This window comes from Bradyrhizobium sp. (genome assembly GCF_047605465.1).
Lineage (GTDB): Bacteria > Pseudomonadota > Alphaproteobacteria > Rhizobiales > Xanthobacteraceae > Bradyrhizobium.
The window spans coordinates 21,554-47,341 of sequence record NZ_JASGFS010000027.1 but is presented as its reverse complement, the minus strand read 5'-3'; the positions used below and the strand labels follow the sequence as shown (position 1 = coordinate 47,341).

General features: G+C 64.1%; 26 protein-coding genes. 18 read left to right on the top strand and 8 right to left on the bottom strand.

Annotated features, from left to right (window positions below; genetic code table 11):
• The first annotated feature begins 89 nt into the window (after positions 1 to 89).
• From QM712_RS20420 to QM712_RS20400, 5 genes are read left to right on the top strand one after another with little or no spacing between them, the layout of a single operon-like run.
• The gene (locus tag QM712_RS20420; protein ID WP_415024940.1) at positions 90 to 1,004 is read left to right on the top strand and encodes an alpha/beta fold hydrolase; all 915 of its coding nucleotides are present in this window, start codon (positions 90 to 92) and stop codon (positions 1,002 to 1,004) included.
• A 51-nt stretch (positions 1,005 to 1,055) separates the two neighbouring features.
• Complete coding sequence (bchO, locus tag QM712_RS20415) at positions 1,056 to 1,955, top strand: alpha/beta fold hydrolase BchO (RefSeq protein ID WP_415024939.1); 900 nt, start codon at positions 1,056 to 1,058, stop codon at positions 1,953 to 1,955.
• 57 nt (positions 1,956 to 2,012) lie between these two features.
• Positions 2,013 to 3,554: a phytoene desaturase gene (locus tag QM712_RS20410; RefSeq protein WP_415024938.1), complete on the top strand. Its 1,542-nt coding sequence runs from the start codon at positions 2,013 to 2,015 to the stop codon at positions 3,552 to 3,554.
• Positions 3,551 to 4,594 (top strand): phytoene/squalene synthase family protein, encoded by a 1,044-nt coding sequence (locus QM712_RS20405; RefSeq protein ID WP_415024937.1) that lies wholly within the window; start codon positions 3,551 to 3,553, stop codon positions 4,592 to 4,594. The genes QM712_RS20410 and QM712_RS20405 overlap by 4 nt, the downstream gene beginning before the upstream one ends.
• Positions 4,591 to 4,734 carry a hypothetical protein gene (locus tag QM712_RS20400; protein ID WP_415024936.1) on the top strand — a complete coding sequence of 48 codons (144 nt, stop codon included), beginning with the start codon at positions 4,591 to 4,593 and terminating at the stop codon, positions 4,732 to 4,734. Before QM712_RS20405 ends, QM712_RS20400 begins: the two co-directional genes overlap by 4 nt.
• Here QM712_RS20400 and QM712_RS20395 read toward each other — a convergent pair.
• Positions 4,731 to 5,483, bottom strand: coding sequence for a hydratase (locus tag QM712_RS20395; RefSeq protein ID WP_415024935.1), 753 nt, complete (start codon positions 5,481 to 5,483; stop codon positions 4,731 to 4,733). The genes QM712_RS20400 and QM712_RS20395 overlap by 4 nt on opposite strands.
• Positions 5,484 to 5,596: 113 nt before the next feature.
• Positions 5,597 to 7,126, bottom strand: coding sequence for a 1-hydroxycarotenoid 3,4-desaturase CrtD (gene crtD, locus QM712_RS20390; protein WP_415024934.1), 1,530 nt, complete (start codon positions 7,124 to 7,126; stop codon positions 5,597 to 5,599).
• Positions 7,127 to 7,245: 119 nt separating this feature from the next.
• Between crtD and QM712_RS20385 the strand changes: the two genes are divergently transcribed.
• From QM712_RS20385 to QM712_RS20330, 12 genes are all read left to right on the top strand, one after another.
• Positions 7,246 to 8,115, top strand: coding sequence for a polyprenyl synthetase family protein (locus tag QM712_RS20385; RefSeq protein ID WP_415024933.1), 870 nt, complete (start codon positions 7,246 to 7,248; stop codon positions 8,113 to 8,115).
• An 18-nt stretch (positions 8,116 to 8,133) separates the two neighbouring features.
• Positions 8,134 to 9,270, top strand: coding sequence for a methyltransferase (locus QM712_RS20380; RefSeq protein WP_415024932.1), 1,137 nt, complete (start codon positions 8,134 to 8,136; stop codon positions 9,268 to 9,270).
• 83 nt (positions 9,271 to 9,353) lie between these two features.
• Positions 9,354 to 10,292 carry a chlorophyll synthesis pathway protein BchC gene (bchC, locus tag QM712_RS20375; protein WP_415024931.1) on the top strand — a complete coding sequence of 313 codons (939 nt, stop codon included), beginning with the start codon at positions 9,354 to 9,356 and terminating at the stop codon, positions 10,290 to 10,292.
• A complete protein-coding gene (locus QM712_RS20370; protein WP_415024930.1) occupies positions 10,289 to 11,287 on the top strand; it encodes a chlorophyllide a reductase iron protein subunit X in 999 nt (332 codons plus the stop codon). Before bchC ends, QM712_RS20370 begins: the two co-directional genes overlap by 4 nt.
• 14 nt (positions 11,288 to 11,301) lie before the next feature.
• A complete protein-coding gene (gene bchY, locus QM712_RS20365; protein ID WP_415024929.1) occupies positions 11,302 to 12,879 on the top strand; it encodes a chlorophyllide a reductase subunit Y in 1,578 nt (525 codons plus the stop codon).
• The gene (bchZ, locus tag QM712_RS20360) at positions 12,879 to 14,327 is read left to right on the top strand and encodes a chlorophyllide a reductase subunit Z (protein ID WP_415024928.1); all 1,449 of its coding nucleotides are present in this window, start codon (positions 12,879 to 12,881) and stop codon (positions 14,325 to 14,327) included. Before bchY ends, bchZ begins: the two co-directional genes overlap by 1 nt.
• 36 nt (positions 14,328 to 14,363) lie before the next feature.
• Positions 14,364 to 14,588 (top strand): hypothetical protein, encoded by a 225-nt coding sequence (locus tag QM712_RS20355; RefSeq protein ID WP_415024927.1) that lies wholly within the window; start codon positions 14,364 to 14,366, stop codon positions 14,586 to 14,588.
• A gap of 116 nt (positions 14,589 to 14,704) precedes the next feature.
• Positions 14,705 to 14,935, top strand: a complete 231-nt coding sequence (gene pufB, locus QM712_RS20350) for a light-harvesting antenna LH1, beta subunit (protein WP_415024926.1) — start codon at positions 14,705 to 14,707, stop codon at positions 14,933 to 14,935.
• A 14-nt stretch (positions 14,936 to 14,949) separates the two neighbouring features.
• Positions 14,950 to 15,138, top strand: a complete 189-nt coding sequence (gene pufA / locus QM712_RS20345) for a light-harvesting antenna LH1, alpha subunit (protein WP_415024925.1) — start codon at positions 14,950 to 14,952, stop codon at positions 15,136 to 15,138.
• A gap of 101 nt (positions 15,139 to 15,239) precedes the next feature.
• Positions 15,240 to 16,085 (top strand): photosynthetic reaction center subunit L, encoded by an 846-nt coding sequence (gene pufL, locus QM712_RS20340; RefSeq protein ID WP_415024924.1) that lies wholly within the window; start codon positions 15,240 to 15,242, stop codon positions 16,083 to 16,085.
• Between the two features lie 12 nt (positions 16,086 to 16,097).
• On the top strand, positions 16,098 to 17,024 hold the full coding sequence (pufM, locus tag QM712_RS20335) for a photosynthetic reaction center subunit M (protein WP_415024923.1): 927 nt from the start codon (positions 16,098 to 16,100) through the stop codon (positions 17,022 to 17,024).
• A gap of 21 nt (positions 17,025 to 17,045) precedes the next feature.
• Complete coding sequence (locus QM712_RS20330; RefSeq protein ID WP_415024922.1) at positions 17,046 to 17,720, top strand: heme oxygenase (biliverdin-producing); 675 nt, start codon at positions 17,046 to 17,048, stop codon at positions 17,718 to 17,720.
• Here the strand turns inward: QM712_RS20330 and QM712_RS20325 are convergent.
• Together QM712_RS20325 and ppsR are read right to left on the bottom strand one after the other, a co-directional pair.
• Entirely contained in the window at positions 17,717 to 19,894 is a 2,178-nt protein-coding gene (locus QM712_RS20325) for a GAF domain-containing protein (RefSeq protein ID WP_415024921.1), read from the bottom strand. The genes QM712_RS20330 and QM712_RS20325 overlap by 4 nt on opposite strands.
• Before the next feature lie 20 nt (positions 19,895 to 19,914).
• Positions 19,915 to 21,276, bottom strand: a complete 1,362-nt coding sequence (ppsR, locus tag QM712_RS20320) for a transcriptional regulator PpsR (RefSeq protein ID WP_415024970.1) — start codon at positions 21,274 to 21,276, stop codon at positions 19,915 to 19,917.
• Positions 21,277 to 21,594: 318 nt separating this feature from the next.
• Here ppsR and QM712_RS20315 point away from each other — a divergent pair, with 318 nt between their 5' ends.
• Positions 21,595 to 22,053 (top strand): c-type cytochrome, encoded by a 459-nt coding sequence (locus QM712_RS20315; RefSeq protein ID WP_415024920.1) that lies wholly within the window; start codon positions 21,595 to 21,597, stop codon positions 22,051 to 22,053.
• 9 nt (positions 22,054 to 22,062) lie between these two features.
• Here the strand turns inward: QM712_RS20315 and QM712_RS20310 are convergent, their stop codons facing one another.
• The 4 genes from QM712_RS20310 to chlG are packed head-to-tail and all read right to left on the bottom strand — an operon-like array spanning position 22,063 to position 25,788.
• Complete coding sequence (locus QM712_RS20310) at positions 22,063 to 22,326, bottom strand: hypothetical protein (RefSeq protein WP_415024919.1); 264 nt, start codon at positions 22,324 to 22,326, stop codon at positions 22,063 to 22,065.
• 17 nt (positions 22,327 to 22,343) lie between these two features.
• The gene (locus tag QM712_RS20305; RefSeq protein ID WP_415024918.1) at positions 22,344 to 23,546 is read right to left on the bottom strand and encodes a geranylgeranyl diphosphate reductase; all 1,203 of its coding nucleotides are present in this window, start codon (positions 23,544 to 23,546) and stop codon (positions 22,344 to 22,346) included.
• Positions 23,543 to 24,886 carry a BCD family MFS transporter gene (locus QM712_RS20300; protein WP_415024969.1) on the bottom strand — a complete coding sequence of 448 codons (1,344 nt, stop codon included), beginning with the start codon at positions 24,884 to 24,886 and terminating at the stop codon, positions 23,543 to 23,545. The genes QM712_RS20305 and QM712_RS20300 overlap by 4 nt, the downstream gene beginning before the upstream one ends.
• Positions 24,886 to 25,788: a chlorophyll synthase ChlG gene (gene chlG / locus QM712_RS20295; RefSeq protein WP_415024917.1), complete on the bottom strand. Its 903-nt coding sequence runs from the start codon at positions 25,786 to 25,788 to the stop codon at positions 24,886 to 24,888. The genes QM712_RS20300 and chlG overlap by 1 nt, the downstream gene beginning before the upstream one ends.

Here is a 25,788-nt window from a genome sequence, read left to right as displayed (position 1 = left end):
GCGTGAGCCCGCCGGGGATAGCGAGAGGACCGTCGATGCAGCAGATCTCGTCCATGGCGAGCGCCACGAACTCGGCGCGAGAGGCGGCAATGCCCGCGCCACTCCCTGGCAGGCGCGTCGAGCTGGCGGATCGACGCGCCGGCCGGCTCATGCTGTATGGAGAAGCCAAGGCATCGTCAGGCGCAACAGCGACGCCGCCTTTGCTGCTGGTGCACAGCGTCAATGCCGCCGCGACGGCTTACGAGATGAAGCCTCTGTTCGAGCACTACCGCAGCCAGCGTGCGGTCTATGCCTTGGACCTTCCCGGCTTCGGCCTGTCCGACCGCAGCAACAGAAAATATACGCCGCGGCTGATGACGGATGCGATCCATGCCGCTGTCCACGACATTCAAGCGGCCCACGGCGATGGCGCCATCGACATCGTCGCGCTGTCGCTGGGCTGCGAGTTCGCGGCACGCGCCGCGACCGAGGCGCCGAACGCGTTTCGCAGCATCGCGCTGATCAGCCCGACCGGCTTCGATCGGCGCTCCGCCCGCGCCGCGACGCATAGCGGTGGCAATGGTACGCGCGCGATGCCTTGGCTGCATGGACTGCTGAGCGTTCCCCTGTGGAAGCGCGGCTTCTTCTCGGCACTCACCTCCCGCGCCAGCATCCGGTTTTTCCTGCAGAAGACCTGGGGCGCGAAGCAGATCGACGAAGGGTTGCTCGAATACGACTACATCACGACGCATCAACCGGGCGCGGAGAACGCGCCGTATTATTTCGTGTCGGGCTATCTGTTCAGCACCGACGCGATGAAGCTCTACCAGAACCTATCGATGCCGGTCTGGATGTCCCATGGCGTGCGGGGAGATTTTGTCGACTACGCGCAAAAAGTTCAGATCAAGCGGCTGCCGAACTGGAGCGTCTCGGTGCTCCAGACCGGTGCCATGCCGCATTTTGAAAAGCCGGTGGAATTCATCGCTCAGTTCGAGACTTTTCTGAAGGGCGCAACGCCTGAATGATCTCGTCTCCACGTCGCTTGGGGACCTCGTCGCTTCGTGGATGTTGGCGTGATGGGTGCAAGACTATCCTGGCGTTGCGACGGCGCGGATTGGCCCAACCGCGAGGCAAGTCGCTTTCTGGACGTCGTAGGATATCGCTGGCACGTTCAAATCATGGGATCGGGACCGGTTGCGCTGCTCGCGCACGGGACCGGCGCTTCCACGCATTCCTGGCGCGCGCTGATGCCGCTTCTCGCGCGGCACTTCACGGTCGTCGCGCCGGACCTGCCCGGGCATGGCTTCACGGAGGCGCCGCCGCGCCATCGCTTGTCGCTGCCGGGCATGTCGAAGGACATCGCCGCGCTTTGCAGGCAGCTCGACGTCAGGCCGCAACTTGCCGTCGGCCATTCGGCGGGGGCTGCGATCCTCGCCCGCATGTCGCTCGACCGCTCGATCGATCCGGCGCTGATCGTCAGTCTCAACGGCGCCTTCCTGCCGTTCGGAGGCGTTGCGGCGCTCGTGCTCTCGCCGCTCGCCAAGGCGCTGACGTTCAATCCGTTCGTGCCGCGGATGTTCGCCTGGCGCGGCAGCGATCCCGCCGCCGTGCATCGGCTGATCGCCGGGACGGGATCCACCATCGACGCCGAAGGCGAGCGTCTCTACGGCAAGCTCGTCTCGAGCCCCGCACATGTATCGGCCGCGCTGCAGATGATGGCGAATTGGGATCTGCATCCGCTGGTTCGCGATCTTCCAAGGCTGCGCCCGGCCCTCTTGCTGATCGCAGCGTCGAAGGACCGCGCGATTCCACCCGATGTTGCGCGCAGGGTTCGCGAGATCTTGCCGAAGGCGAAGCTCGAACTGGTCCGAGGCTATGGGCACCTCATGCACGAGGAAGCGCCTGAACTTGCCGCGGCGACCATCATCGATGCGGCAACGGAGTCCGGCGTGGTTGCGTTGCAGCACGACGCGTAAATTCTTGTTGACGTTTTTGACTGGCAAAACCGTCAATCTAGATTTACACTCCGTGTCATGCTCGACGTCTCGCCTCGCATCGATGCGCGGTCGTTCCGCGCTGATATCAGGCCGCATGCTGTCGTCATCGGCAGTGGGTTCGGCGGATTGGCTGCGGCCGTGCGATTGGGGGCCCGGGGATATCGCGTCACTGTGCTGGAAAAGCTCGATGCGCCAGGTGGCCGGGCCTATGTGCATCGGCAAGACGGCTTCACCTTCGACGCCGGCCCGACCATCATCACCGCGCCGTTCCTGTTCGAGGAGTTGTGGCGGCTGTGCGGACGCCGGCTGGCCGACGACGTCACGCTAAAACCCGTCTCGCCATTCTACCGCATTCGCTTCGACGACGGCGCGGTGTTCGATTGCTCCGGCGACGCGGAGGCGATGCGCGAACAGATCGCCCGATTTTCGCCGGACGACGTTGCAGGCTACGAGCGCTTCCTGAAAGCCAGCGAAGCAATATTCAAGGTCGGATTCGAAGAGCTGGGCGACGTGCCCTTCGATTCCTGGAAAGATATGGCGCGCATCGTGCCGGCGATGCTTCGCCTGAAGAGCTACCGCACGGTGTATGATTTCGTTGCGTCCTACATTCGTGACGAACGGCTGCGAGTCGTGCTGAGCTTCCATCCGCTCCTGATCGGCGGAAATCCCTTCACCACCACCTCGATCTACTGCCTCATCGCGTTTCTGGAGCGGCGCTGGGGCGTTCACTTCGCGCTCGGCGGCACCGGCCAGCTGGTGGAGGGACTTGTTCGTCTGATCGAAGGGCAGGGTGGCGCGGTCCGGTGCGGCTCGGAGGTCGCTGAGATCCTCACGCAGCGAGGAATCGCCACCGGCGTCAGGCTTGCAAGCGGCCAGACCATGCAGGCCGACATCGTCGTATCGAACGCCGACTCTGCCTGGACCTACAAAAAGTTGCTCCCGGGCATTGTCCGCAAGCGCTGGACCGATCGCCGCATCGACCGCGCGCGTTATTCGATGAGCCTGTTCGTCTGGTATTTCGGCACGCGGCGCCGCTACGATGATGTCGCGCATCACACCATCCTGCTCGGGCCGCGCTATCGCGGGCTGCTGGACGACATTTTCGAGCGGAAGGTGCTGGCGGACGATTTCAGCCTCTATCTGCATCGGCCGACCGCAACGGATCCCTCGTTGGCGCCGCCGGGCTGCGATGCCTTTTACGTGCTGTCGCCGGTGCCGCACCTCCAAAGCGGTATCGACTGGGCAATCCAGGCCGAGCCTTATCGACGACGCATCGAACAGGCACTCGGCGCCACCGTCTTGCCGAATCTCGAACGCGAAGTGGTGACCTCGCGGCTCCTGACCCCGCAGGATTTTCAGGATCGGTTGTCATCCTATCGCGGTGCGGCCTTCGGGCTCGAGCCGATCCTGACCCAGAGTGCGTGGTTCCGGCCGCACAACAGGAGCGAGGAAGTCGAGCGGCTGTTTCTGGTCGGTGCGGGCACGCATCCCGGCGCCGGCCTGCCCGGCGTCCTGTCGTCGGCCCGCGTCCTCGACGACATCGTCCCCGATGCGCAATCTCTGGAGCGGATTGCATGATTGCTGCTTCCGACATCACGGCCTGCAAGGAGCTCCTCCGCGGCGGCTCGCGGACCTTTTTCGCGGCTTCGCTGGTGTTGCCACGCGCCGTCAGCGATCCCGCCATCGCGCTGTATGCCTTCTGCCGTCTGGCCGACGATGCCGTCGATCTTGATGGCGGTCGTTTGGATGCCGTCGACAGGTTGAGGGATCGTCTGGACCGCGCCTATGCCGGTGCGCCGCTGCCGTCGCCCACGGATCGCGCGTTTGCGGGCGTCGTCGCGCGCTTTGCCATTCCGCGAGAATTGCCGGAAGCTTTGCTCGAGGGACTGGCCTGGGACGTCGAAGGCCGCCGTTATGAGACGCTGGGCGAGCTCCTGGATTACGCCGCGCGCGTTGCTGGGACCGTCGGTGCGATGATGTCGCTGCTGATGCGCCGCCGCGATCCGGCTGTCGTCGCGCGCGCCTGCGACCTCGGTATCGCGATGCAGCTCACCAACATCGCCCGCGATGTGGGCGAAGACGCACGCGCCGGTCGCCTTTATTTGCCTCGACAGTGGCTGCGCGAGGCCGGGATCGATCCTGAAGCATGGTTGGCCGATCCGCATTTCGATGTGCGAATCGGCGAGGTGGTCAGGCGTGTGCTGACCATCGCCGAAGCATTCTATCGACGATCCATCGCCGGCATTGGCGCGCTCCCCGCGTCTTGCCGTCCCGGCATCCATGCCGCGCGGCTGATCTATGCCGAGATTGGTCGCGAGCTGGAACGTGAGGGGCTCGATTCGGTCTCGCGTCGCACGGTCGTGTCGGGCCCGCGCAAGCTTCGCTTGCTTTCCGATGCGTTGGCGCTGTCCTTCGCGCGCCCCGGGATTGTCGGCGATCATGTCGAGCCCGCGGTTCGCTTTTTGGTGGATGCGGTCGCGGCGTCGCAGCCGGCCGTCGTTTTGGCCAATTCGGCGTCCCGGCGACGAAGCGTGGTCGAGCAGGCCGTTTGGGTGCTCGATCTGTTCGAGCGGCTCGAGCGCCGCGACCAGTTGCTGCGCGCGGGCGATACCTCATGAACGAGATGGGCGGGCTCGTCGAGTTCTGCCTGGTGGCGATGTTTGCGCTCGGCTGGGGTGTTCTCGAATGGCAGGGACGCCGCCTGGATCGGAAGCGCGCCGAACGCGAAGCGGCGGAGGCCCGAGCCGACGATCGCTAGAACGATTTGCGCGGCATGCGGAAAGGAAGCATTGCCTGCACGATCGGCATGCGGAAACGGTCGAGCGACAGGCTCTCATGCATGATATCGGCGGTTTCGCCGAGGAGCGTCGCCGACAATTGCGAACGTGCGTAAAACGGCGCGTCCTCGAGGGTCCGCGTCACGGTGACGAGCTGCTGCGCGTCGCCTCGTGCCGTTCGCGGGACACGCCAGCCGGTGGGATGCAATTTGGCTCTGGGCAACGGCTCCAGATGTTCCACTGCGCCCGTGCGGTCGACGCGCATGGCAAGGCTCGTGCGTTCGTGATCGCTCTCCACCATGTCATACGAGACGACGGTGCCCTTGCGCGTGTCCGCACGCGACCACTCCCAGCTGCTGAAATCGCGCTCAAGCGGCCTGTCCCCGTAATTCATGTCGAAATAGCCCACGCCGAGCCAGCGCATGGAGGGCTGCCGGAAATCGACCTGCACCCGCGAACAGGGGGCGATCGGATGCCAGTGGTGAAGCCCGGCTGGGTCGAGCGTGAAAGCCTTGCTGGTCAATGCGGAGGGATGAACTCGCACGACGCCCTGCAGGCGGTGCGGAAACGGCGTCGCCACCTCGTCGATCCGGAACGTCAACGCTTCGCCGTCCCAGTCAACGGAGCTCGGACCGATGACGAACTCATCTCTGTTGCGACTGACCGCATTGCGACCGCGCTCCGTCATCGCCCAATGTTTGCGGCGTTCGCCATAGAGCGCGACGTTCAACGCGCAATGATTGCGTGGGTCGCCCCGGCCGATGCGGCGGGCAAATGCGTAGTAGGGTGAGAAGACGCTGCCGACGAAGGCGATCAGCGTGATGCCTTGTTTGCCGTCATCGCTCAGCGCGTCGACATACCACCACGCATAGCCGTTTTGCGGAACGGTGCGGTCGAAGCGAGGTCCGCGATCAGGCTCGTCGCGGCCATCCGTCCCGACAGCGCCGCCATCGGCACGCCCGGGCCCGGATGGGCGCTCCCGCCTGCCAAATAAAGCCCCGGAAGCTTCGTTCGCGCTCCCGGCCGCTGGAATGACGCCATCCAGCCGTGCGAGCTTCGGCCATACAGCGCACCGCCCGTTCCCGGAAACATCCGGTTGAAGTCGTTCGGGCTCGTGACTTCCGTCAACTCCGGGACGGTCTTGATGGTGAGGCCACACCGTTCCAGCATTCCGAAGGTCCGCTCCGTGCATTGGCTGATCTCCGCTGGCGTGAATTGATGGTGGTCGCCGGTGGCCGGTGCATTGGCGAGAATGAAAAGCCGCTGCGGCGAAGAATCCGCTGCCGGCGTGTCGCCGCGGTCCTGCGCGCAGACATAGACGGTCGGCTCGTCAGGCATCTGCCGGCGGCTGACGATGCTGCCGAACTCGGCGCGGTAGTCGCGTGAGAAGAACACGGAATGGCGCAGCAGCGGAAAGCCGGTCGCAGGGGCCAGGCAACTCCATGTCATGGCCGAGAGCGAGCGTGCCTTGTCGGGAATGACAGCCGTCGTTCGCGCGGCGTCGGCACCGAACAGACCGGTCGCCAGCGCGGCCACGTCGGCGGTCATGACGACGCTGCCGGCCGCGATGCGCTCGCCATTGGCCAACGCGACACCGCGCGCGTGGCCGGATTCGACGATGATGCGCGACACGTCGATGCCGTAGTGGAACAGCACACCGCGGCTTGCGGCCATCGCGGACATGATTGAGGCAAGGCGATGCATGCCGCCATTGACCAGCCAGACGCCTGCGCTCTCGACATGGGCGACCAGCATCAGCGTTGCCGGTGCGTCGAACGGTGATGAGCCGCAATAGGTGGCGTAGCGACCGAACAGTTGTTGCAGGCGCGGATCGCTGAAATATCGGCCGAGCGCCTTCGAGAGCGTCTGGAACGGCTTGATCGCCAGCAGATCGCGAAAGCCCGAATTGCGCAGCAAGGAGGCCATGCTCGGCGCGGGCACGGTGATGAAGGGACCTTTGAGAACGTCGAAGATTCTCTTCGCGTCCGCACTGAAGGCCCTGAAGCCCTCGGCATCGGAATGGCCCGCAAAGCTGCCGATGGCGTCGGCCGAGCGCTCTTGATCGGCGAAGAGATCGAGCTGGCTGCCGTCGGTCCAGGCGTGACGTGCGAGCACGCTCAACGGATGAAGCGAGATATGGTCGTCGAGCCGCTCGCCGAGCGTATCGAACAGCTCGTCGAACACCCAGCGCATGGTGAAAACTGTTGGACCGCAATCGATTCGCGTATCGCCGAAGGCGGCTTGCCGCATTTTGCCGCCGGGGCTGGTTGCACGCTCGATGACGATGACCTCCAGGCCTCGGGCCGCCAGCGTAAGCGCGGCGCTTAGTCCCGCAATCCCGGCCCCGATCACGACCACCCGTTGGCTGCTCATCGCGCGCCTCAGAACAATCCGCTTGCAGTCCGGCAATATCTGTCTATTCTAATTGACATGTCAAACGTCAATTAAAGATGACATTTGGCTGGGCGTGACCCGAAGCGGGGAGGCAGGCCATGGACGTCGCGACGCGGATCGAGAGTGTACTCACTCAGGCGGTCGGATCCGCCGGGCAGCCCGGTTGTCCGCCGCGGTTGGCGGCGGCGATGCGGGCTGCGGTGTTCCCCAAGGGCGCGCGGGTCCGTCCACGGCTTTGCCATGCCGTCGCAAGCGCCTGCGGCGACGACGAGCCAGAAGCGACGGCGGCGGCAGGCGCTGCCATCGAGCTGCTGCATTGTGCTTCGCTCGTGCATGACGATCTGCCTTGCTTCGACGATGCTGCGATCCGCCGCGGGCGTCCGTCGGTGCATGCCGCCTTCGGTGAGCCGCTCGCCGTCCTCGCCGGCGATGCACTGATCGTGCTCGCCTTCCAGACCATGGCGCGCGCGGCATGCTCGCCGCGGCGCTTAACGCGCCTGATCGCAACGGTCGGTGCTGCCGTGGGCGTGCCGCATGGCATCGTCGCCGGCCAGGCCTGGGAGTGCGAAGAGGAAATCGACCTGTCGCACTATCATCGCTCCAAGACCGGTGCGTTGTTTGCCGCCGCGACGATCTGCGGCGCCGCTGCCGCCGGCGCTGACGACCCAGACGCCTGGCGCAGCCTCGGTGAGAAGATCGGCGAGGCCTATCAGGTTGCTGACGATATCAGGGACGCCGCAAGTGACGAGGACGAGGCGGGCAAGCCCGTCGGCAAGGACGTCGCGCTTGGCCGTCCGAGTGCCGTGATCCGTTATGGGCTCACCGGTGCGATTTCCTACCTGCACGAGCTCGTCGCCGATGGCATCCGCACGATGCCGCCCTGCGCCAACGCTCACGAGTTGAAGATGTTGATGGAGCAGGAGGCGAAGCGCCTGGTGCCGAAACGTCTCGAGCAATTCGCTGCATAACCATTTTCGAGGCCAGTCATGGCCCTCAGCGATGGAATGGAATCGAACCGCGTCTTCAGCGATGGTTGGCGCGGGCTTCGCGATTTCCTCCTGTCCAGCAGGCGCTTTCAGCGTTTTGCGGCCGCATTTCCGTTGACACGGCCGATCGCGCGACGGCGCGCGGCGCAATTGTTCGATCTCTGTGCCGGCTTCGTTTATTCGCAGGTCCTGGTCGCCTGCGTCCGGCTGAATGTCTTCGCGCAATTGCGGGACGGGGCGCTGCCAGTTGCGACGATGGCGGCGCGAGCATCTGTTCCGGTCGATGCCATGACGACGCTGCTCGATGCGGCGGCTTCGCTCCAGTTGCTGGAGCGTCGCAGTCGCGCGCGTTACGGCCTCGGCCCGCTCGGCGCCGCCATGCTGGGTAATCCCGGCGTTGCCGCCATGGTCGAGCATCACGCGGCGCTTTATGCCGATCTCGCCGATCCCGTCGCGCTGCTGCGGGGCGAGCCCGGCGAGCGAAGACTTGCGGGATATTGGCCGTATGCGGATCGAGCGGCGCCTTCCACGCTGACACGCGAGGCGGTCTCGCCCTACACCGCGTTGATGTCGGCCTCTCAGCCGATGGTCGCAGAGATGGTGCTTGGTGCCTATTCCTTTGCGCGCCACCATTGCCTGCTCGACGTCGGCGGCGGTGACGGCAGCTTTCTGATTGCAGCCGGACAACAGGCCCCCAGGCTGGCGTTGAAATTGTTCGATCTGCCCGGTGTCGCGGCGATCGCCCGGGAGCGGCTCGCAACGGCGGGACTTGGCCAACGCGCATCGGTGACCGAAGGAAGTTTTCTCGCGGACCCGCTGCCATCGGGAGCCGACGTCATCTCGCTGATCCGCGTCGTGCACGACCATGACGACGATGTCGTGTTGCAATTGTTCGCGCGCGTCCGCGAAGCGCTGCCGCGAAACGGTGTGCTGGTGATCGGCGAACCGATGTCCGGTGCATCCGGCGCCGATCCGATCGGCGCCTATTTCGGCATGTACCTGCACGCCATGGGGAGTGGCCGCCCGCGCAGCGTTGCTGCGCTGCAGAGCATGCTGGAGCAGTCGGGTTTTACCGACATTCGAGAGCGCTCCAGCCGGATTCCCATGATCGCGAAGGTCATCGTCGCGCGCGCCTGACAAAACATGTTAATTTTAGTTGACACAAAAAATAGTCAGGATAGCCTGACACTCAAATAAGCATTCCGCCGGGGAATGGGCAGATGGATGCGTTAGCCGTAGTGCTGGAGAATCCAAGGCAGCTCGCGTTGCGGCGACTTCCTTTGGCGGAAGGCTCCGGCGGCGATATCGCGGTCGATATCGAATGGACGGCGATCAGCACGGGCACCGAACGTTTGCTGTTCGAAGGGCGCATGCCCGCCTTCCCAGGCATGGGCTACCCGCTGGTGCCCGGCTATGAAGCGGTCGGTCGTGTCACATCCTGCGATGCCACGTCAGGCTTCCGCAAAGGCGAGCGTGTGTTCGTGCCCGGCGCAGCCGGTTGCTTCGGCGAGGTCCGCAGCCTGTTCGGTGCAGCTGCCTCCCATCTCGTGGTGCCGGCGAAGCGCGTCATTGCCTGCGATGAAGCGCTCGGCGAGCAGGGGGCGTTGCTCGCGCTGGCCGCGACGGCCTATCACGCGTTGCGCGGTGGCGCGAAGCCCGACTGCATCGTCGGGCATGGGGTGCTCGGACGGCTGCTGGCGCGCCTCACGATCGCGCTAGACGCCGCGCCACCGGTCGTGTGGGAGCGCGATGCCGATCGTGCCAAAGGCGCCGTCGGCTACGACGTCATCGATCCCGCGGCCAACACACGGCGCGACTACCGCGTGATCTGCGACGTCAGTGGTGACGCGTCACTGCTTGACCACTTGATCGCGCACCTTGCGCCCGGTGGCGAGATCGTTCTCGCCGGCTTCTACAGCGCCCCGCTCAGCTTCGTCTTCCCGCCGGCCTTCATGCGCGAGGCGCGCATTCGCATCGCCGCCGAATGGCGCCATGAGGATCTGGTCGCCGTGCGCGATCTCGTCGACAGCGGGAAGCTGTCGCTCGACGGCCTGATCACCCACCGCTCCGACGCCACCGCGGCAAGCGAAGCCTATCGAACCGCATTCGATGATCCCTCCTGCCTGAAAATGGCCCTCGACTGGAGAGCATGCGCATGAACGCCCATCAGAAGCTCAGCGCCATGACGGACAATCTGCGAGCCGAAGCCGCGATCGAGCCGGACGCGCCGGTCACAACAGCGCCGACCAAGACGACGCAGATCATCGCGATCTACGGCAAAGGCGGCATCGGCAAGAGTTTCACGCTCGCCAACCTCTCTTACATGATGGCGCAGCAGGGCAAGAAGGTGCTCCTGATCGGCTGTGATCCCAAGAGCGACACCACCTCTTTGCTGTTCGGCGGGCGTGCCTGTCCGACCATTCTGGAGACCTCGTCGAAAAAGAAGCTTGCCGGTGAGGACGTCAAGATCGGCGACGTGTGCTTCAAGCGTGACGGCGTGTTCGCCATGGAGCTCGGAGGACCTGAGGTGGGCCGCGGTTGCGGCGGACGTGGAATCATCCACGGTTTCGAGCTGATCGAGAAGCTCGGCTTTCACGATTGGGGTTTCGATTACGTGCTGCTCGACTTCCTCGGCGACGTCGTCTGCGGCGGCTTCGGCCTGCCGATCGCGCGCGACATGTGCCAGAAGGTGATCATCGTCGGCTCGAACGATCTGCAGTCGCTCTACGTCGCCAACAATGTCTGCTCGGCCGTGGAGTATTTTCGCAAGCTAGGCGGCAATGTCGGCGTCGCCGGCATCGTCATCAACAAGGACGACGGCACCGGAGAGGCCACCGCCTTTGCCGAGGCGGTCGGCATTCCCGTGCTGTCGTCGATTCCTGCCGATGACGATATCCGTCGCAAGAGCGCCAGTTATCAGATCATCGGCAGGCCGGGCACGCCCTGGGCGCCGCTGTTCGAGAATCTCGCGACCAATGTCGCCGAAGCGCCGCCGCGGCAGCCGAAAACTCTGACCCATGACGGGTTGCTCGGCCTGTTCAAGAGCTCGGATGTCGGCCGCGACGTGGTGCTCGAGCAGGCGACGCTCGAAGACATGTGCGGCACGCAAGTGACGGCCAAGCCGTCGCTCGAAGTGATCTACGACAAGGTCTGACTGGACATGATGCGATGACCGACGCAGTTCATCTCGACGAAGCCAGTGCAGCGGAGCGCGCGGAACTCCCGTCCACCGCAGATGCCGCGGCGATTTCGGCATCGGTCAAGGCCGGTGACGGCCTCGGATGTCATGCCGGCAAGGCTGAGCTGAAGAAGGCCGCGGAAGCCGCCGGCAAAAGCGAGACGCTGGCGCGCTATGCCGAGGACTATCCGGTCGGTCCGCACGATCAGCCGCAGAGCATGTGCCCGGCGTTCGGCTCTCTGCGCGTGGGACTGCGCATGCGCCGAACCGCGACGGTGCTGTCGGGGTCGGCCTGCTGCGTCTACGGGCTGACTTTCACCTCGCATTTCTACGGCGCCCGCCGCAGCGTCGGCTACGTTCCCTTCAACTCCGAGACGCTGGTCACCGGAAAGCTTTTCGAGGACATCCGCGAGGCGGTGTTCAAGCTGGCCGATCCCGATCACTACGATTCGATCGTCGTCATCAATCTCTGTGTTCCGACCGCTTCGGGCGTGCCGTTGCAGATCCTGCCCAAGGAGATCAACGGCGTTCGCGTCATCGGCATTGACGTGCCCGGCTTTGGCGTGCCGACGCACGCGGAAGCCAAGGACGTGCTTGCCGCCGCGATGCTGAACTATGCCCGGCGTGAGGCCGAGCAGGGGCCCGTGCAGGCACCGCGCCTGAACCCCGGCGATCGGCCGACGGTGACCTTGCTCGGCGAAATGTTCCCGGCCGATCCCGTGGGCATCGGCATGTTGCTCGCACCGCTCGGTTTGGCGGCGGGGCCGACGGTCCCGACGCGCGAATGGCGCGAGCTCTATGGTGCGCTCGATTGCGCCGCTGTTGCCGCGATCCATCCGTTCTACAAGGCGTCGATCCGCGAGTTTGAAGCCGCGGGACGAACGATCGTCGGTTCGGCTCCGGTCGGACGTGATGGCACCGCCGCCTGGCTGGAATCGATCGGCGCGGCCTGCGGCATCGCGCGCAGCACCATCGACGCTGCGCAGAATGCGGTGTTGCCGGCAATTTCCGGCGCGCTCGCGGCAACGCCGATCAACGGGCGTATCACGCTGTCCGGCTACGAGGGCTCGGAGCTGCTGGTCGGCCGGCTGCTGGTCGAGAGTGGCGCAGACCTGCGTTATGTCGGCACCGCCTGTCCGCGCACGCCGTGGTCGGACGCTGATCGCGAGTGGCTCGAGGCGAAAGGGGTGCGGGTGCAATACCGCGCTTCACTGGAGCAGGATCTCGCGGCGATGGAGGAGTTCTCGCCGGATCTTGCCATCGGCACCACGCCGGTCGTGCAGAAGGCGAAAGCCAAGGCGATCCCCGCGCTTTATTTCACCAATCTGATCTCGGCGCGTCCGTTGTTCGGCGTCGCCGGCGCCGGATCGCTGGCGCAGGTCGTCAATGCCGCCATCGCCGGCAAGGCGCGCTTTGAAACCATGCGGGAATTCTTCGAAGGCGTCGGTGAAGGCGACAAGGCCGGCGTCTGGCAGGACACGCCGGTTCTGCGCCCGGACTTTCGCGAAAAGTTCCGCAAGGCGGCCGCTGCGCAAGCGAAGAAGCGCAAGTCCGAGGAGATGGTGTGATGCTGATCCTCGATCACGATCGCGCCGGCGGCTATTGGGGCTCGGTCTACGCCTTCACGGCAATCAAGGGTCTGCAGGTCATCATCGACGGGCCGGTCGGTTGCGAGAACCTGCCGGTGACGTCCGTGCTGCATTATACCGACGGCCTGCCGCCGCATGAACTGCCGATCGTGGTCACGGGCCTCGCCGAAGAAGAGCTCGGCCAGAAGGGGACCGAGCATGCCATGAAGCGCGCCCGCGCCGTGCTCGATCCTGACCTGCCCGCCGTGGTGGTCACCGGCTCGATCGCCGAGATGATCGGCGGCGGCGTGACGCCCGAAGGCAGCAACATCAAGCGCTTCCTTCCGCGCACGATCGACGAGGATCAATGGCAGAGCGCCAATCGCGCGCTGTCATGGCTGTGGAGCGAATACGGCCTGCGGAAGATTCCCGAGCGCAAGCCGTGCGCGGAGGGTGCCAGGCCGCGCGTCAACATCATCGGCCCGATGTACGGCACGTTCAACATGCCGTCCGATCTCGCCGAGATCTGCCGTCTTGTCGAGGGGATCGGCGCCGAGATCAACATGGTCTTCCCGCTCGGCAGCCACCTCGTCGACGTTCCGAAGCTCGTCAACGCCGGCGCCAACGTCTGCATGTATCGTGAGTTCGGGCGGTTGTTGTGCGAGACATTGGAGCGGCCGTATCTGCAGGCGCCGATCGGCCTGCACTCGACCACAGCCTTCCTGCGTTCCCTCGGTGACATTCTCGGGCTCGATCCGGAGCCCTTCATCGCACGCGAGAAGCACACGACCATCAAGCCGCTCTGGGACCTCTGGCGCTCGGTGACGCAGGATTTCTTCGGCACCGCGAGCTTCGGCATCGTCGCCAACGAGACCTACACGCGGGGGGTGCGGAATTTCCTCGAAACCGAGATGGGCCTGCCCTGCATGTTCGCTTTCGCGCGCACGGCCGGGACCAAGACCGACAACGACACCATCCGCAAATCGGTGCATGAGAAGACACCGCTGGTGCTGTTCGGCAGTTACAACGAGCGCATGTACGCATCCGAGGCCGGCGGCCGGGCGATCTATATTCCAGCCTCGTTCCCCGGCGCAGTGATAAGGCGCCACACGGGAACGCCGTTCATGGGCTATGCGGGCGCCACTTATCTCGTACAGGAAGTCTGCAACGCGCTGTTCGATGCGCTGTTTCACATTCTCCCGCTCGCAACCAGCCTCGACAAGATCGAGGCGACGCCTTCGCGGGTTCACCGCGAACTCGCCTGGGACGAAGACGCCAAGCTCGCGCTCGATCGCATCGTCGACAATCAGCCCGTATTGGTGCGGATCTCGGCGGCCAAGCGCCTGCGTGACGCCGCCGAACGCGGTGCGCGCCGTTCGGGCCTGGAGCGGGTGACGGCGGAGGCGCTTGCAGAGGCAAGCACCGCCTTGGAAGGGCAGGCGGCATGAGCAGGAAATCGCAGTTCAACCGGGAAGGAGAGGCCGATGTCGCTCTATGAAGGCACACATCGTCACGCAGTTTCAGGCTCGAAGGCGGGTTTCGACTATCTGCTGGTCTATGCCGCCTGCTTCGCCGCCTACCTCGTTCCGGTCACGCTCCGGCGCATCAACGCGCGCGCGGGCAGCGAAGCGCAACATCGTCATTCGATCCTCGGCGAAACCAGTGCGCTCGCTGCGAACTGCGCATCATCGTCGTTCGTAGGCTTGTGACAGGGAATTCGTGCGGCTCGCCGCACGGATGGCCATGCCGGCAACGGGATGGCACTCGACGCCGCTCATGCTTCGGGCGGCATTCGGCCGAAAGGCCAACATAGGAGGTACCACACATGGTGGACGTACCAAATACGGGACGCTCTCTGTCGGGGCTGACCGAAGCGGAAGCCAAGGAATTCCACAGCATCTTCATGACGAGCTTTGTGATCTTCACGGTGATTGCGATCATCGCGCACATTCTCGCCTGGATGTGGCGTCCCTGGCTGCCGGGCCCCGGTGGGTATAAAGCGGCGATGGATGGAGCAATCCACTACGCCAGCATCGTTGGCTCCTACCTGACCTGAAGAAGGAGAAGACTATGTGGCGCTTGTGGTTGTTGTTCGATCCGCGCAGGACGCTGGTTGCTCTGTTCACGTTCCTGTTCGCGCTGGCTCTGGTGATTCACTTCATCCTGCTCAGCACGAACCGGTTCAACTGGCTGGAGGGACCGCGTGCGGCAAAGACGTCGTCGATTTCCGAACCGGCGACTCCACTCAAGCTCGGCTAGGGCTCGATACCTGGAAGCGGGCGAATCCGGACGGCAGATCCGGTTCGCCCGCTCCCAATTCCAACAGCGAGGCCGCATCGTTAGCACCGGAGGAATGACCGATGGCCATGCTCAGCTTTGAACGCAAATACCGCGTCCGCGGCGGGACGCTGATCGGCGGCGATCTCTTCGATTTCTGGGTCGGCCCGTTCTATGTCGGCTTCTTCGGGGTGACGACGATCTTCTTCACGTTCGTCGGCGTGTCCCTCATTTTGTACGCGGCGTCCCTTGGGCCGACCTGGAACATCTGGCAGATCAGCATCAATCCGCCGGACGCCCAATACGGCCTGTCCTTTGCGCCATTGGCGGAGGGCGGTTTCTGGCAGCTCATCACGGTCTGCGCGCTGGGTGCGTTCATCTCCTGGGCGCTTCGTGAAGTCGAGATCTGCAGGAAGCTCGCGATCGGCTATCATGTGCCGTTTGCGTTCAGCTTCGCCATCTTTGCCTATTTCACGCTCGAGGTCATCCGTCCCGTCCTGATGGGATCGTGGAGCTACGGCTTTCCCTACGGCATCATCTCGCATCTCGATTGGGTGTCGAACACCGGCTACCAGTTCGGCAACTTCCACTACAACCCCGCGCACATGGTGGCGATCAGCTTCTTCTTCACCACCTGCTTTGCGCTGGCGCTGCACGGTTCACTCATCTTGTCGTCGACCAATCCGGGCCGCGGCGAGGAGGTCAAGTCGCCGGAACACGAGAATACGATGTTTCGGGATCTGCTCGGCTATTCGATCGGGACGCTCGGAATTCACCGGCTCGGATTGTTCCTGGCATTGTCGGCGGTCTTCTTCAGCGCGGTCTGCATCGTGATCAGCGGGCCGGCGTGGCTGCGGCCGGAGGGCGCATTGTGGTCGGATTGGTGGGAGTGGTGGCGGAGCGTGCCGATCTGGACGCCGCACGGTTAAATGGAGGTCGCGATGGCCGAATATCAGAATATCTTCACACAGGTTCAGGTCCGCAGTCCCATCTATCCCGGCATCCCGCTACAGCCCGGGATCTGGGAGCGCCTCGGAAAGGGCAGCCACCATTACTGGCTCGGCAAGATCGGCGATTCGCAGATTGGGCCGGTTTATCTCGGCTTCTTCGGACTCGCCTCGCTGATGGCGGGCTTCGTCGCGATCGAGATCATCGGTCTCAACATGCTGGCGTCCGTCAATTGGAGCCCGCTAGAGTTCATCCGGCAGTTTCCGTGGCTGGCCTTGCAGCCGCCGGCGCCGGAGTACGGGCTGCAGATATTCCCGCCCCTGCAGGAAGGTGGGTGGTGGCTGATGGCCGGCTTCTTCCTGACGACCTCGATCCTGTTGTGGTGGGTGCGAACCTATCGCCGTGCCCGTGCGCTCGGGCTCGGCACCCATGTCTCCTGGGCGTTTGCGGCGGCGATCTGGCTCTATCTCGTGCTCGGCTTCATCAGGCCGATCCTGATGGGGAGCTGGAGTGAGGCGGTGCCGTTCGGAATCCTCCCGCACCTGGACTGGACCAACAATTTCTCGATCACGCACGGCAACCTGTTCTACAACCCGTTCCACATGCTCTCGATCGCTTTCCTCTACGGCTCGGCGCTGCTGTTCGCGATGCACGGCGCGACCGTGCTCGCCATCAGCCGCTACGGCGGCGAGCGCGAGATCGAGCAGGTCGTCGACCGCGGGACGGCGTTCGAGCGTGGTGCATTGTTCTGGCGCTGGACCATGGGCTTTAACGCGACGGCCGAATCCATTCACCGCTGGGCCTGGTGGTTCGCAGTGCTTTGCCCCTTGACCGGCGGCATCGGTATCCTACTGTCGGGAACGGTCGTGGATAACTGGTTCGACTGGGGTGTGAAGCATGGCTTGGCGGTGCCTCGCTAGGCCATGAAACTGGGGGATTGAATGCTCGAACGAACTGATAGCGCCGGGCTCGCATTGCGCCCGGCGAGCCTGCTGGAAGCATTGCGCGAGCGAACGCGGGATTTGCATGTCCAAGCTGAGCGGTCCGGGATCATCGCCGACATCCTGAAGGGCCGTTGCACGCGCGAGGACTATGTCCGCCTGCTGCGAAGTCTCCTTCCGGTCTACCAGATGCTCGAGCAGCAATTGAGGCGACGCGCCGGATCGTCCTCGATAGCTCCGATCTTCCGTCCGGAGCTTGAGCGCGCCGAGGCATTATCTGGGGATCTGCGACACCTCTCGCCCGGCCAGGAAGATCAGCTTCCAGCAGTCGAGCGGTATGTCAGCGCGATCGTGGCAGCTTCTGATGGTGACGGGAGCCGCCTGGTCGCCCACGCCTATGCGCGCTATCTCGGCGATCTCAGCGGCGGCCAAATCCTCAGTCGCCTGCTTGCGCGCTCGCTCGGTCTTCCGCCTGAAGCGCTGTCCTTCTATGCCTTTCCCGCGATTTCCGACATCGGAGCATTCAAGTCGGATTATCGGGCCGCCATCGATCGTGCGGGCGACGAATGCGAGGACTTCGACGCGGTCGTCGAAGAAGGCGCGCGGGCCTTCGAGCTGAACATCGATCTTTCGGTCGCGCTGCAGGCGGACATCGCGGGGGCGCTTCGCAACTAGCTGTCCGAATGCGAGGTGTGCCAGACCAGATGCTCGAGAATGTCGAGCGTGCGGCTGGTGGAGCTGCGAATGCTGTCGAGCATTTCCGGCATCCGGCTGATCTCCGCGCCATGCGTGACCTCGAGTGCCGCGAGCTGCGCGTTTTCCACGGCTGATGCCGCAAGCTCCTGGTAGAGCAGGCTGGCGCTCGAATCGAGACGGAGGCTCGGTCGTCGCGGGCCTGCAATGTCTTCCTGGAAGCGGGTTCTTGCCGACTCCGCGGCCTTGCGATCGCTGAGGTCGGAGAAGATGATGACGAACCCGAGCACGCGCTCGTGCGGTCCGACGACCGGATCGGCACGCACCATCAGGGAACGACGCTGGGCTCCGCTGTTGTCGATTTGCAATTCGCCGCGCCAGCTCCGCTTGTTGCGCAGCAGATCTTCGAGGTTCGCGCGGAACTCGGCCGGCGAGGCGAAATAGCTGCTGAGGTCGCGAAGGTGAGGCAGATGCGGATGCGATGCGCGCAATTGCTCTTCAAAGGCTTCATTGAGCAGCAGGATGCGACCCTCGACATCGGCGATGATGACGGGTTGCTCCGAGCGCGTCACCTGGCGGCTGATGGTTTCAAGCTGGTCCTGGGCAATCACCATGCGCACCGAGCGAAACTGTAGCGCGACGTCGGCTACGGTTTCGCCGATCATGCGCGCGGAGGATATCTCGGCTGGCGACCAGGGATCCGACTTGCCTTCCACCAGCTGGTGCCACTGGGCGAAGGAGCGACGTGGCGACAGATCGGATGGATCATCGCCGATGATGACGGCCTTGAGCGGATCGCCGCCCCAGGTGACGGTGGTGATTCGTTCCGGCCTGAACCAGATCAGATATTCACCGGGACTCGCTGAAAGCGGCGCCGCGATGAGGCCACTGGCGACCGAGCGCAGATCGATGAAGGAAGGTTCGTCGATCGTGAGTGAAGCCGTGACGAGGTTTTCAGGTTTCGAACCCGGCTTTTCCGTTCGCTTGCGGTCGAGCCATGCGCCGATTTCGCGGATACGCTGCGTCCCGGGCACGTCGCCGGTTGTCGTGACCTGCCCCTCGAACAGAAGCGCTGCGCCGGAAGCACCTAGCGGTTGGAGCAACGATTGCGCGCCGTCAAACAGCGCCGTCTGCCAATCGCCGTCGCGGGACACGGCTTCGATCAGGCGCTGCTCCAGCCTGCGGACCACGAGCTCGGACTGGCTCTGCGCAAAACTTTCGAGCGCCGCGATGCGGATCGCACAGGCTTCCGCCAGCGCCTCACACACGGCTCTCATGTCGAAGGGAATGAAGCGCGGGGAGTAATGGTGGCAGGCGACGAGCCCCCATAGTCGATTGCAGACCATCAAGGAGCAGACCAGCGTCGCGCCGACGCCCATGTTCTGCAGATATTTCTGGTGGATCGGCGACATGCTCCGCAGGCAGCTCAAGGACATGTCGAGATCGCGGCCGTTCAGCGGCGAGAGGCGCGGCTGCAAGGGCACCGGTGTGTAATTGACGTCGACCAGCAGGCGGACGCGGTTACGCTCGTAAAGCTTGCGCGCGATCTGCGGAATGTCGGATGCGGGATAGCGGTTGCCGAGGAAAGCTTCGAGGTCCTGGCGCCGCCGCTCGGAAAAGACTTCGCCGTGTCCTTCGTCGTCGAAGCGATAGACCATCACGCGATCGTAGCCGGTGATTTCCTTGAAGATGGCAGCGGTCTCATCGCAAAGCGCACGCAGCGAGGACGAGGACGTGATGCGGTGAAAGGCGCCGTCGAGCGCAGGCGTCGGATCGGCCGATGGCGCGGCGGGTTCGAGCTCCAGCATGAGACCGCCGTTCGACGGGCGATGGACGGTGCAATCGAAGCGTTGCTGTGGGCTGCCGAGGCTGCAGCGAACCGTCATCGATTTGGAATGCAGCGGACCCGACAGATGCGGCAGGATTTGAAGAAGCAGATTGCCGTCGAAATCGGACAATGGGCGGCCGACGACCGGGCTGATTTTCAGAATTTCGCCGGCATTGGCGCTCGCCTGAATGACGATATTGTCGGGCTCCTGCACAACGAGGAGTGCGCCATGGGGCTGGATCGATCCTGCAAGGTGAATCTGTTCGCGCTCGCAATTGGCGAGCGTCGCCTGTCCGAAGGCCGGCGATGCAAGAGGGACCGAGGTCAACTAACCCCCCTTATGTTTCCTCACTGCCCGGTGCTATCCGGTTCTTTATCGTCGATTTTATACCGATCGAGTTTGGCGTAAAGGCTTTGCCGGCTCAACCCCAGGATGTCCGCCGCTGTCGTGCGGTTACCCTCGGCCAGTTGCAGTGCGGCACGTACATAGTACTGCTCGACAACTTCGACAGTGCTCTTGACCAGTTTTCGCAACGGCGTCTTGCCGACGGTCTCGTTCATCGACGCCAGCGCCGTTCGCAGGGAGTCGCTCTCGGGGCTGGGTGAAAGCCGCCGCGCGACGTTCCGCAAGACCAGAACGATCCGGTTGTCGCCGCCGTGCTGATAGCCGGATGCGGAAATCTCGATCTCGGTCTCCGTGCCGAGTTCGCCTTGCACCGTGGTCGACAGCAGTCGCACCATTCCGTGGCGCTGGATGTTCGAGATCAGAACGGACAGGTCGGCGCCTGGACGCGACAGCCAGCGGCCGAGATTTTCACCCGTTACGGCCCCCGTCGATCCGATTTCGACGAGCTCGGTAAAAGCCCGATTGGCGCGTTTGATCTCACCACTGTCGTCGGTGATCGCCACTGCGTCGGGGAGCCGATCAAGCAGCCCTTCGAGATCTTCGTGCTCGGCGGCGGCCGCCCCGGTCGGCTTTCCGATCGGCGTCATCTGGAGCAGGAATACAGGCGTCGATTCCTGCGTCATCAGGGAGCCGCGCAAGGTCCACGGCGTGCCTTCCGCGCCGAGATGAACCACGATTCCCGGCGCCTTGCCCTGGTCGCGCACCCGACGCAGCATCAGCTCGATCGGTTCGCGGTCCTTGGCGGCGATTTCCTGAAGGAAGTCCCGGCCGACCAGGCCTTCCTTGCGACGTCCGGTCCCGGCCAGTACGTTGGCGGCGGTCCGGTTCGCTTCTGCGACGCGCAGATCGGCGACTTTGACCAGCAGAACCGCGTCGTTGGAATCTTCGATCACGAGGCGATATCGCGTTTCGATCTCGCGGAGCTTCCAGTAATCGCGCTCGATGGTTTGTTGCGCGGAGATCAGTCTCGCCTGCAGTTCGGCGACCGCTTGCAGGTTCTTGCCGATCGCGAGCATCCCCGCACGGCCACCGAGCAGCACCGTCGTGAACTCCATGGGCAGTTCAAGGCCGCTCGGGAATCTCTGCGTGATCTGGCGGAACGCCGAGATGCCGGTCCGCTGCGTGTCCTGCATCATGCGCTGAATCTTGTCGGCAGCGCCTCCCACGACGTCCGACCACGGACGTCCCACCCAGGCGTCGATGTTCTCCCTGGACATGGCCGGGGCCAGCGTCACTTCGCGAATGACGCCGTCCATATCGAGAAGCAATGTCACGTCGGGTTGGGGAGCGTTGAACTCCGACATCGCACTCTGCATCCAGGTTTCAGTTGCCGGATCGAACACCCGGCCGTCACCCGCGCCATTGACGGGCGTCAAGGTGAACCAACGCTAACACATCAGCCGTCCGGTCAGTGTGACCGTTTGCCTGCCGGGGCAGGACTGTCAAGCCAAATTTACGAGCTTGGTGGCTTTCGTGCCAACAGGGCCATTTCGGGCATGTTTATGCCGGTGGCCGGGAACGATGGCACGCACGATACATTATTGATGACAAGCATGATTGACAGTATTCTCTGTTAAGTAATCATAACGATATCCGGGAAACGACCTTCGGGAGGTAAATCGATGATCGGAAAAATGGTGACGATCGCAACTGGCCTCGTGGCCGTTGCCGCGCTGGCCCCGTCCAACGGCTTTGCCGCGGGCGAGGGATCGGGCGGCGACGCGACAAAGGGCGAGCAGATATTCAAGCAGTGCATGACCTGCCATCGCATCGGTCCCGATGCGAAGAACATGGTCGGCCCGGTCCTGACGGGCGTCATCGGCCGGCAATCGGGTACCGCACCAGGCTTCGCTTATTCCGATCTCAACAAGCATGCGGGAGAGAATGGCCTCGTGTGGAGCGAGGATCTGATCTTTCAGTATCTGCCCGATCCCAACGCCTTCCTGAAGAAGTTCCTCACCGACAAGGGCAAGGCCGATCTCGCCACCGGCTCGACCAAGATGGTGTTCAAGCTCGCCAATGAGCAGCAACGCAAGGACGTCATCGCCTACATCAAGACGTTCTCGCCGGACAAGAAGTAGTCTCTCGCCTCAGCGCCAGCGTTGCCTCAGATCGGCAACGTTGGCCACGCCCGCGAGCGCCAGGCACGCCGTGGTCCACGGCCAGGAATAATCGCTCAGAGACAGTCGTAGCGCGAGCAGCAGGAGCGCGCCTGCGGCCAGGTTCGGCAGCAATTGCGCCGGCGCGATGCCGCGTCGGGTCGCGTGCCAGTACAGCGTGATCGCGACGATCTCCGCTGCGACGATCACCAGGATCAGATCGACAGCGTGGACACTGGACAGGAAATCGATCATCGAAGCCACGTCCTTGATCAGCTCGCGCGGGCGAGCCCGGTCAGATGTGCGATATTCTTGAAGAGGATCCGCACATGCGACAACGGCCTGGCCCGCACCAGGGCCTTGTTCATGTAGGCATCCCAGGTCAGTTGCTGGACGTCGCGGTCCCGGCAGATCGCGACAAAGCGTTCCCGTCGGCTGTCGTTGGTGTACCAATAGCGCTGCATCAGGCCGAGGATCCAGAAGACGCCGCCATGCAGGCGCATGAAGCGCTTGCGCGCTCGCTTGAGCTGCCGCGCGTCTCCGGTGAGCAGAAACTGATGGATTGCATCGGCCGCGAAACGTCCGCAGGCCATCGCGTAGTAAATCCCCTCGCCAGATGCCGGGGCTACGACGCCGGCGGCGTCGCCTGCCAGCACGACGTCGCGGCCGTTGTCCCAACGTTTGAGCGGTTCGAGCGGGATCGGAGCGCCTTCGCGCCGAACCGTGGTGGCCTGGTCGAGACCAAGCGTCTGTCGCAACTCGCTCACAGAGCCGCGCAGGGAAAATCCCTTGCGGGCGCTGCCGGTGCCGATGCTGGTGGTGGCGCCATGCGGAAAGATCCAGCTGTAGAAATCCGGCGACAGCTTGCCGCGATAGATCACGTCGCACCGCGTGCCGTCGAAGGGAATCTGCCCCTGTTCGGGTGACCGGACAATCTCGTGGTAGGCAAAGACATAGCGAATGCTGTCCGCACCGGGAACACATTGACGGCCGATCGCCGATAGCGCGCCATCGGCGCCGATCACCGCGCGGGCGCGAATCTTGATCGTCTGCGCGATACCATCCGCGCCGCGCGACTCGCAGACGAGCGTTGCCGTGCCGTCGGGGTCGCGTTGAAACTGCCTGAAGGTCCCGGTCCGCCGCTCGGCACCCGAACACGCGGCGCGCTTGCGCAGCCATTCGTCGAAGACGTCGCGATCGACCATGCCGACAAAGCCGCCGTCGATCGGCATGTCGACCTGCCTGTCGGTGGGCGACACCATCCGGGCCGATGAAATCCGCGCCACGAGAAGCTCGTCGGGGATCTCGAATTCGGCGATCAGCCGCGGCGGGATCGCGCCTCCGCACGGCTTGATCCGGCCGGCGCGGTCGAGCAGAAGCACCTGATATCCAAGGCGGGCGAGATCATCGGCCGCGGTGGCGCCGGCGGGTCCGCCTCCGACGACCGCGACATCGAAAGTCCGGGCCTGGATCATGTCGCGCTCCTTGCCTGGCCTGCGACGGCCAGCGAATTGTCGGCGTCATCGCTGGACAGCGGCCTGCCGATCCACACGGCGAGGTAGGCCGCCACGACGAACAGTCCGGCCTCGGCAGCGAACACAGCGGCGTAGGACAGCGACGGTGACGGCAGGATGAGCCGGGCACCGTCGCTGGCGAGCGTGCCCAGCAAACCACCCAGCCCGAACGAGATCGCCTGCGACGCGCCCCACACGCCCATGCGGGTGCCTTCGCGGTCGCGCTGTCCGGCTCCGACGAGATTCATCATCGCCCCGATCGCGGCGATCGCATAGACGCCGTTGGTGATGCCGAGCGCGAGGACCGAGAGCTGCAGCGGCCATGGAGGGCCGACGAATGCCGCAAGCGCGAGGCTGGACAAGGCCAGGGCCGATGCGATGCAGCCGCCCATGATCCAGGGTCTGGTGCGCGTCCGCCATGATGGCATCAGCAGGTTGATGATGGGAACGAGGATCATGCCGATCAGGGCACCGCCATGTTGGGTGCCTGATAATCTCGTCGTTTCGCCCGGTGTCATGCCGAACACGGCGCCGGCGAACGGCTCGAGGATGAGATCCTGGGCGCTGTAGGCCAGCATCGAAACGAAGATGAAGATCGCGAAACGGCGGACTTTCGGCTCCCCCCATATCTCTTTCAGCTCGTGCGAGAAGGATGTTTCGCGTTGCGCGATGCTCACGCGTTGCTGCGGCAACGCTTCGCCTTCGATGTTCCAGATAGCCGCGATGGTGAGGACCAGGGCGATCGCAGAGACCGTCGACGATACGAGGACAAGCCGGCTGCCCGAATAGGGATCGAGCGCGCGGCCTGCAACGATTGTGGTGATGATGAAACCCGCGATCATCATGATCCAGGCAATCGATGCGGCCGCGCTTCGGCGCTCCGGCGCCGTGCGCTTGGCGAGCAGCACGAGCAGCGATGTCCCGGCGGCGCCGACGCCGATGCCGATCATGATGAAAGCGGCTACGGCCAGGATAATCCCGGCGAGCAACCATGTCGCCATCCAGGCGGTCGCGACCGCCGCGAGCGCGCCGCCCGTTGCGAGCACGGCCATGCCGCCGATGATCCATGGCGTTCGGCGGCCACCTAGGTCGGAGCCATAGCCGAGACGCGGGCGGAAGATCTGCATCGCGTAGTGAAGGCCGACGAGCAGGCCGGGCAGCATCGCCGGCAATGCGAGCTCGACCACCATGACCCGGTTCAATGTCGAGGTCGTCAGCACCACGACCGCGCCGAGGGCGGCTTGCACGAGGCCGAGGCGGATCATTCCAAACCAGGATAGTGGTGGCAGATTGGCCTGCATCATACGTGAAGCCCTCCGAGCGCGAATGCCGTCACCAGCATGCCCAGCACATACAGGCTGACGCCGGTTGCGTTGTACCAGGGCGCGCGTTCACGCGGATCCTGCAGCAGGCGACGCATCAACGCGAATTGGCCGATGAGCATGGCCGCGACGATCGCGGCATGATACGGCCGTGCCCACACCCACAACAGCGCGACGACCGTCGCCTGCGCCAGCGCCATCGTGACGCAGGCCAGCAGCGCAGACCGATGCGCCCCGAGGTGTACCGGCAAGGAGAGGATGCCCATCCTGCGGTCGCCCTCGATGGACTTGAAATCGTTGAGGGTCATGATGCCGTGGGCGCCAAGGCTATAAAGCAGTGCCACAACGGCGATGCGCCAGTCCGGCGTGCCATTGGTCATGATCGCGGCGGCGGTCAGCCACGGCAGCCCCTCGTAGCAAAGACCGACTGCACTGTTGCCGATCCAGCCATTCTGCTTGAGCCGGATCGGCGGTGCGCTATAGGCCCACGCCAAAATCAGCCCGAAGATTGTCGCGCCACAAGCCCAAGGGCCGAGCTGAGCTGCGACTGCGAGCGACAGGGCCGTCCACACCAGGGCAATGTAAAATCCCCAGCGGCCCGGAATGCGCCCGGACGGGATTGGCCGGTTCGGTTCGTTGATGGCATCGACGTGGCGATCGAACCAGTCGTTGGCGGCCTGGCTCGTCGCGCAGACGAGCGGCCCGACGAGCAGCAGACCTGTCAGCACCAGGGGCCAGCGTCCGGCTGGGCTCTGCCCCGACGACACGATCCCGCAGCAGAATGCCCACATCGGCGGAAACCAGGTAATCGGCTTCAGCAGCTCGAGGACGACCAGCGGGGAAGGGTGTCTGAGGGGGGAGGTTGGAGCGATATCGGTCAT